This is a genomic window from Mesorhizobium sp. M0518 (assembly GCF_040321125.1).
Lineage (GTDB): Bacteria > Pseudomonadota > Alphaproteobacteria > Rhizobiales > Rhizobiaceae > Mesorhizobium.
This window is the reverse complement of sequence record NZ_JAMYQY010000026.1, coordinates 62,374-68,708: the sequence shown is the minus strand read 5'-3', so window position 1 is coordinate 68,708 and position 6,335 is coordinate 62,374. Positions and strand designations below refer to the sequence as shown.

Annotated in this window: 7 protein-coding genes; all 7 read right to left on the bottom strand. The window is 64.6% G+C overall.

The genetic code is table 11. From position 1 onward, the window contains the following. Positions 1–195: 195 nt before the first annotated feature. Positions 196–1,077, bottom strand: coding sequence for an AAA family ATPase (locus NKI66_RS28350; protein WP_352753706.1), 882 nt, complete (start codon positions 1,075–1,077; stop codon positions 196–198). Between the two features lie 8 nt (positions 1,078–1,085). Beyond that, a complete protein-coding gene (locus NKI66_RS28345; RefSeq protein ID WP_023813252.1) occupies positions 1,086–2,090 on the bottom strand; it encodes a xanthine dehydrogenase family protein molybdopterin-binding subunit in 1,005 nt (334 codons plus the stop codon). A gap of 1 nt (position 2,091) precedes the next feature. Then, positions 2,092–3,459, bottom strand: a complete 1,368-nt coding sequence (locus NKI66_RS28340) for a xanthine dehydrogenase family protein molybdopterin-binding subunit (protein ID WP_023813251.1) — start codon at positions 3,457–3,459, stop codon at positions 2,092–2,094. A gap of 13 nt (positions 3,460–3,472) precedes the next feature. After that, complete coding sequence (locus NKI66_RS28335) at positions 3,473–3,955, bottom strand: (2Fe-2S)-binding protein (RefSeq protein WP_023813250.1); 483 nt, start codon at positions 3,953–3,955, stop codon at positions 3,473–3,475. Between the two features lie 60 nt (positions 3,956–4,015). Further along, positions 4,016–4,810, bottom strand: a complete 795-nt coding sequence (locus NKI66_RS28330) for an FAD binding domain-containing protein (protein WP_023813249.1) — start codon at positions 4,808–4,810, stop codon at positions 4,016–4,018. 14 nt (positions 4,811–4,824) lie between these two features. After that, positions 4,825–5,268, bottom strand: coding sequence for an SRPBCC family protein (locus NKI66_RS28325; RefSeq protein ID WP_023813248.1), 444 nt, complete (start codon positions 5,266–5,268; stop codon positions 4,825–4,827). Positions 5,269–5,380: 112 nt separating this feature from the next. Beyond that, positions 5,381–6,208, bottom strand: a complete 828-nt coding sequence (locus NKI66_RS28320; RefSeq protein ID WP_127266791.1) for an AraC family transcriptional regulator — start codon at positions 6,206–6,208, stop codon at positions 5,381–5,383. Positions 6,209–6,335: the final 127 nt, after the last annotated feature.

Here is a 6,335-nt window from a genome sequence, read left to right as displayed (position 1 = left end):
TGGTGTTCCCAAATGGCATCGCGAACCTCCCGGCGCAAAGCACGCCAAACTGTTCGCGATGTCCTCGCACACCTGTTCGCGATGTCTCCGGTCCAAACACCCCCTTGAGGGGGAGATGGCCGGCAGGCCAGAGGGGGGTGCTGTCCCGCCAGCGTTGCGGAATGAACGGGGAGAACGTGCCGTTGAGGTCTCGGCTCACACGAGCGCCTCCTCGACGATGCGGCCAAGCTCCGGCGCGATGTAGGACAGATCCTCCTCGTCCTTGATGAGCACGCCGATGGCGCGGCGGAAGGCTTCCGGCCACGGGCTGCCGCCTTTTTCCAGGATAGTGGCGGCGTTGGCCCATTCGACCGCCTCGGCGATCCCCGGCGGCTTGGCCAGCGGCCGGGCGCGAATAGTCTGCACGGCTGCCGCCACGGCGCGTGCCGTTGTCTCGGCCACATTGCCGGCGCGCAGCATGATGATGGCGGCCTCGCGCTCGGCGTCGGGATAGCCGATCCAGTGGTAGACGCAGCGGCGGCGCAGCGCTTCGGCGAGCTCGCGGGTGCGGTTCGAGGTCAGGATGACGATCGGCTGTGCGGTGGCGCGGATGGTGCCGCGCTCGGGAATGCTGATCTGGAAATCGGAGAGGAATTCCAGAAGCAGGGCCTCGAATTCATGATCCGAGCGGTCGATTTCATCGACCAGCAGCACGCGCTGCTCCGGCGCCTTCAACACTTGCAGCAGCGGCCGGGCGATCAGGAAACGGTCTTCGTAGATGTCGATCTCATGCTCGCCGGCATGGCGGATGGCGAGCAGCTGGCGCTGGTAGTTCCATTCGTAGAGCGCGTGCGCGGCATCGATGCCTTCATAGCATTGCAGCCGCACCAGATCACGGCCGAGCAGCGCGGCGATCGCTTTGGCCGCTTCCGTCTTGCCGACGCCCGGCGCGCCTTCGAGCAGCAGCGGCTTGCCCAGCCTGATCGCCAGGAAGATGGCGGTCGAAAGGCTGTCATCGGCCAGATAGCGCGAGGCAGCCAGATGCTGTGCCACCGCCTCCGGCGAGGTCGCGACAGTCTCGGCGCTTGTCCCGGTCATTCCAGCCCTCAGTTCGCCGCTTGCGCCTTCAGCGCGCGTAAGATGCGCTCCGGCGTGATCGGCAGCGTGTCGATGCGCACGCCGACGGCGTCGAAGACCGCATTGGCGACCGCCGGGATCTGCGGATTGGCGCACATTTCGCCGGGCCCCTTGGCGCCATAGGGTCCGTCGGCGGAAGGACGCTCCAGCACGATGATCTCTGTCTCGGCAAGGTCGCCGGGACCCGGCATCAGATACTGGTTGAAGTCGGTGCCGCCATGATCGCGGTTGGGATAGTAGGGTTCGGTCGTCTCATAGAGCGCGTGGCTGATGCCCATCCACGAGCCGCCGACCAACTGCTGCTCGACCATCTTCGGGTTCAGCGCTCTGCCGATCTCGAAGACGTTCTTCACCGTCACCACGGTAACCTCGCCGGTCTCGTCGTCGACCTCGACCTCGGCCACCGTGCAGGCATGGGCATAACAAGTCGACGGCTTCATCGCGCCGGTTTCTTTCTCGGGATAGGAGCGCGGGATCAGGAACATGCCGCGACCGGAGATCGAGCGGCCGCGCTTGAAATGCGCCGACAGCGCGACATCGAAGATCGAGATCGACTTTTGCGGTGCGCCTTTGACCAGGATGTTGCCCTGTCCATCGGTCTCGAGGTCGGAGGCGTTGACCTCCAGCTCCTCGGCGGCCACTTCCAGCATCACCTGGCGTGCTTCCCTGGCCGCCTGGATGACGGCGTTGCCGGCGCGGTGCGTTCCGCGCGAGGCGAAGGTGCCCATGCAGTGCGGACCGGTGTCGGTGTCGGCGGTGTCGACGACGACACGGTCGGTCGGCACGCCGATCGTCTCGGCGCAGATCTGCGCCATGATCTGCTTCATGCCCTGACCGAGATCGACGGATGACAGCGTCACCATGAAATTGCCGGTCGGCGTCGAGTGCACCAGCGCCTGCGTCGGGTCGCCGCCGAGGTTCATGCCGGTGGGATAGTTGATCGCGGCAACGCCGCGTCCACGCCTGATCGCCATCTCAAGCTCCCTTCACGTAGGACGACATGGCCATGTATTTCTCCGCCACCGGCCAGTTGGCGGCGCGCGATGCTTCCTGCATGCACTCGATCAGCGCGGCGCCCTCGGTCGGCTGGCGATGCGCCTTCATGTCGCCGTCGCGATAGGCGTTGATGAAGCGGAATTCGAGCGGATCCATGCCGATCAGCCGTGCCAGCTTGTCCATCTGCACCTCCAGCGCGAAATCGCCGATGGTGACGCCGAAGCCGCGCATGGCGGATGAGGGCGTGCGGTTGGTGTAGACGCAGTAGGTGTCGATCCAGACGTTCGGGATGGTGTAGGGGCCGGGATAGTGCCCCGCACCCTTCTGCGCGCCATAGGGCGAGTGGCGCGAATAGGCGCCGGCATCCGTGTAGCCGGTGACCTTGCGCGCGACGATGCGGCCATCTTTCATGACGCCGTCCTTGATGACGACCTTTTCAGCGGCGCGTGGCGACGAGATCTGCATCTCCTCCTCGCGGCTGTAGATAAAACAGACTGGTCGTCCTGTTAATTTTGCGCCGAGGATGGCGATCGGCTCGACGATGACGTCGACCTTGCCGCCAAAACCGCCGCCGACGGTGCCGCCGACGAAATGCAGTTTGCTGCCCGGCATCTGCAGGATGATCGAGGTGTTGTCGAGCGTGAAGAACATCGCCTGCGTGTTGGTGTAGCAGGTGAAGCGGTCATTGCCCTCGGGTGCCACCACGCAGCCGGTGGTCTCGGTCGGCGCGTGCTCGATCGGCGAGGACTGGTAGCTCTCCTCCAGGATGTGGTCGGCGCCGGCGAAGCCCGCCTCGACATCGCCGAAGCGCACCTTGCGGCACTCGCCGCTGTCATAGAGGTAATAATTCTGGCCGTGATATTCGTTGACCAGGGGTGCGCCGGGCTTCAGCGCCTCTTCCATGTCGAAGACGGCCGGCAGCACCTCATAGTCGACCTTGACCTTGGCTGCGGCCTCTTGCGCGGCACGCTCGGTTTCGGCCAGCACGGCCACCACGGCCTCGCCCTTCCAGCGCACCTTGCCGTCGGCAAGCACCGTCTCGTCCTCCGGCCCGACCTGGATCAGGATCAGGATGGTGTAGACATTGTGCGGCACGTCCTTGGCGGTCAGAATCTTCACCACGCCCGGATGCTTTTCCGCTTCCGAGGTGTCGATCGAGCGGATGCGGGCATGGTGATGCGGGCTGCGCACCATCTTCAGGTGCAGTATGCCAGGGAAATTGCGGTCGGCGAAAAAGGCGGTCTTGCCGGTGACATGGCCGGGTGAATCCGAGCGCGGCCGGGGCTGGCCGATCTCGTTCAGATCGTCCTTGCGGACATCGGCGAAGTAGTTCTTGCGCAGTTCCATTGCTTTGGACCCCTCAGGCCGCGTTCTGCGAATTGGCGCGGGCGGCGGTCAGCACCGCCTGGATGATCGGCTCGTAGCCGGTGCAGCGGCAGATGTTGCCCGACAGCGCCTCGACCACCTCGTCGCGGCTGGGGTTGGGCGTATGGTCGAGCAGCACCTTGGCCGCCATGATCATGCCCGGGGTGCAGAAGCCGCATTGCGTGGCGAACGTGTCGAGGAAGGCGCGCTGCAGCGGGTGCAGCACGCCGCTTTCCGAAAGCCCTGAAGTCGTGCTGATGACGGCGCCATCGCAGGTCTCGGCAAGCGTCAGGCAGGAGAGCCTGAGTTCGCCGTCGATGATGACCGAACAGGCGCCGCAGGTGCCTTGATGGCAGCCGCCTTTCGGTGAGGTGTCGCCGATCTTGTCGCGCAGGGCCTGAAGCAGCGTCGTGCCGCTGTCGATGAATTCGGCCTTTTCCGAGCCGTTGAGCGTGAATTGAACCGGAACCTTTGCCATGTTTTCCTCCCAGCGCGCCTGCCCGAACCGGCGGACAGACGCGCGCCCCCGAACGAAATACTATGCGAGCAGCAACCGGCCGAGATGAACCGGCAAGACTTCGGCGCGATACCAGGCGCTGGCGATCGGGTCGGTGATGGGCGAGGTGCCATCACCGGCCGCGGCCAAGGCCGGCGCGATGCCGTCAGCGGTCAGCTTTCGGCCGATCAGCGCTTTTTCCGCCGCCCTGGCGCGCATTGGCCGATCCGCCATGCAGCCGAGCGCGATCCGCGCCGAGGTCACGGTGCCATCCGACGACAGTTCCAGAGCACCGGCTATGCTGAGCACCGAGACGCCCTTGGGCTTGACCCTCGACACTTTCAGGAAGCGGAAACTGTCGGCCTTCGGAAGCGTGAAGCTCACGGAAGTGACGACGGCACGGCTGCCGTCCCGATTGGCCAGAAAAGTCTCGATCGGCGTTTCGCCGCCATCGGTGCCGACCGTGGCATCGAGTGCCAGCAGGGCAACAGCGAAATCGCCATAGGGGGCCGGGGCAAAAAGATTGCCGCCGACGGTCGCCATGTTGCGGATGGCCGGGCCACCGACGGCGCGGGCGGCCTTGGCGAGCGTGCCGAGCTCCGGATGGCCGGCGATCGCCGCCATCGTCACCGAAGCGCCGACACGGGCTTTTCCACCGGCAACGGCGATGGTGGACAAAGACGGCTCGGTCGACCTGATAAGGCCGGAAACCGAGACATCGCCCTCATTGGCCGCGCGGACGACCAGCGTGCCGCCGCCGAGATAGCGTGTGCCCTGGGCTTTCAGTGCCGCGTTCGCGTCTTTCACCGTTGCAAAGGTCTGCAGTGCCAGCGCCATGGTTTGGCTCCCCGTCAGCTCTGGCCGGCGAAATGGCTTTTCAGGGCGTTGAAGCCGCCCTGAAAGACATTGGCGCCCATGCCGTCGGCCAGCTTGTCTGCCTCCTCGGGCGCGGCGTCGAAGCTGGCGGTCCATTCGGCGTAGGTGCGGTCGCCATCGGTCACACGCCGCAACTGCAGGGTCGCCTTGTGATTGGTCAGCGGCTGCGGCGTCTCGAGGATGGAGTAGCTGACCAGGAAATTCTGATCGGAAAAATCGAGCAGCTTTTCACGCAGGCGGGCGCCGCTGGCGAGCTGGAAATTGCGCACGCAGCCGATCGTGGTGGCATCCTTGCCGTCTTCAATGTGGCTTTCCACCATGCGCGGATGCCAGTCCGGCAGCCCGTTGAAGTCGCGTATGCGCGCCCAGACCTTTTCGACCGGCGCGTCGATGACGCTGGATATGGTGACTTTGGCCATTCAAATGTTCCCTTGCAAAAGCGATCCGGTGCAAGGGTAGGGCGGCCATTTCAGCGGCGCTTATCAATGCGTCTTGAGCGCCTATCAAGGAGTCTGAAAAAGGGCGGTTGGTTCAGGCGATCGCCCGCGCGGCCTCGCGGTAGAGCGTCGGCGGCACGCCGACATGGTCGCGGAAGAAGCGCGAGAAATTGCCCTGCGTGGTGAAGCCGAGATTGCAGGCGACCGAGATCAGCGGCTCCCGCGACCATTGCAGCTGCCGCACCGCTTCCTCCATGCGCAGCGTGTTCCAGTAGACATTGGGCGTCAGATTCGTCTGTTCCTTGAACAAAGCGAAGAAATGCGGTCGCGAAAGGCCGACGCTGCGGGCCACGTCGTCGAAGCAGATGCGCTCGCAGACATTGGCCTTCATCAGCTGGATTGCCTTGCGGACACGGAAATCCTGCATGGTGTTGATGCGGACACGGGCCTCCTGCGGCGCCGAGGCGTCGGCGGCGTCGAGCACGCTATCGATGAAACGCTCGATCTCGTAATTGGCGATATCGTCGACGCTCTCATTGTCGCTGAGGTGGTCGAGCAGATTGGCGGCGGCCTGATGCAGCCACGGTTCCAGCGTGATCGCGGCTTGTGAGAACAGCGGCGCAGACGAAGGCAGGTCGCGGCGGCGCCGCGCCCAGTCGGGATCGATGTAGAAGGCGAGAAACAGACCGGGCGTCCCGTTTTGCGACAGAACATGGCTGTGCGGCTGGAAGGAGTTGATGCCGGCGGCCGTTCCAGGTCCAAGCCGGACGGTCTCGCGGCCGATGGTCATTTCGCCGGCCGTACCTTCCAGCCAGATGATCAGATGGGCCTCGACATGGGCATGAGTGACGAAGTCGCTTGCGACATTCAGGATAGAAACATGTCCGAACCGGCCCCAGTAGAGCCTGATCGCTTCCGTCATGGGTATATCCTCCCGCAGACGACTGGCCTCCCTTCGCCTGCAACAGGGATTGTGCGGCGGAGTTCGGGGCCGCGTCAAGACGCGCGGGGGCGGCGAGGGCCAATGACGGCCGATGCGGCCGGATTTT

Excerpts from the sequence above, each read along its gene's own strand:
- NKI66_RS28350 (WP_352753706.1), bottom strand. The coding sequence starts at position 1,077 with ATGACCGGGACAAGCGCCGAGACTGTCGCGACCTCGCCGGAGGCGGTG.
- NKI66_RS28345 (WP_023813252.1), bottom strand. The coding sequence starts at position 2,090 with ATGGCGATCAGGCGTGGACGCGGCGTTGCCGCGATCAACTATCCCACC.
- NKI66_RS28340 (WP_023813251.1), bottom strand. The coding sequence starts at position 3,459 with ATGGAACTGCGCAAGAACTACTTCGCCGATGTCCGCAAGGACGATCTG.
- NKI66_RS28335 (WP_023813250.1), bottom strand. The coding sequence starts at position 3,955 with ATGGCAAAGGTTCCGGTTCAATTCACGCTCAACGGCTCGGAAAAGGCC.
- NKI66_RS28330 (WP_023813249.1), bottom strand. The coding sequence starts at position 4,810 with ATGGCGCTGGCACTGCAGACCTTTGCAACGGTGAAAGACGCGAACGCG.
- NKI66_RS28325 (WP_023813248.1), bottom strand. The coding sequence starts at position 5,268 with ATGGCCAAAGTCACCATATCCAGCGTCATCGACGCGCCGGTCGAAAAG.
- NKI66_RS28320 (WP_127266791.1), bottom strand. The coding sequence starts at position 6,208 with ATGACGGAAGCGATCAGGCTCTACTGGGGCCGGTTCGGACATGTTTCT.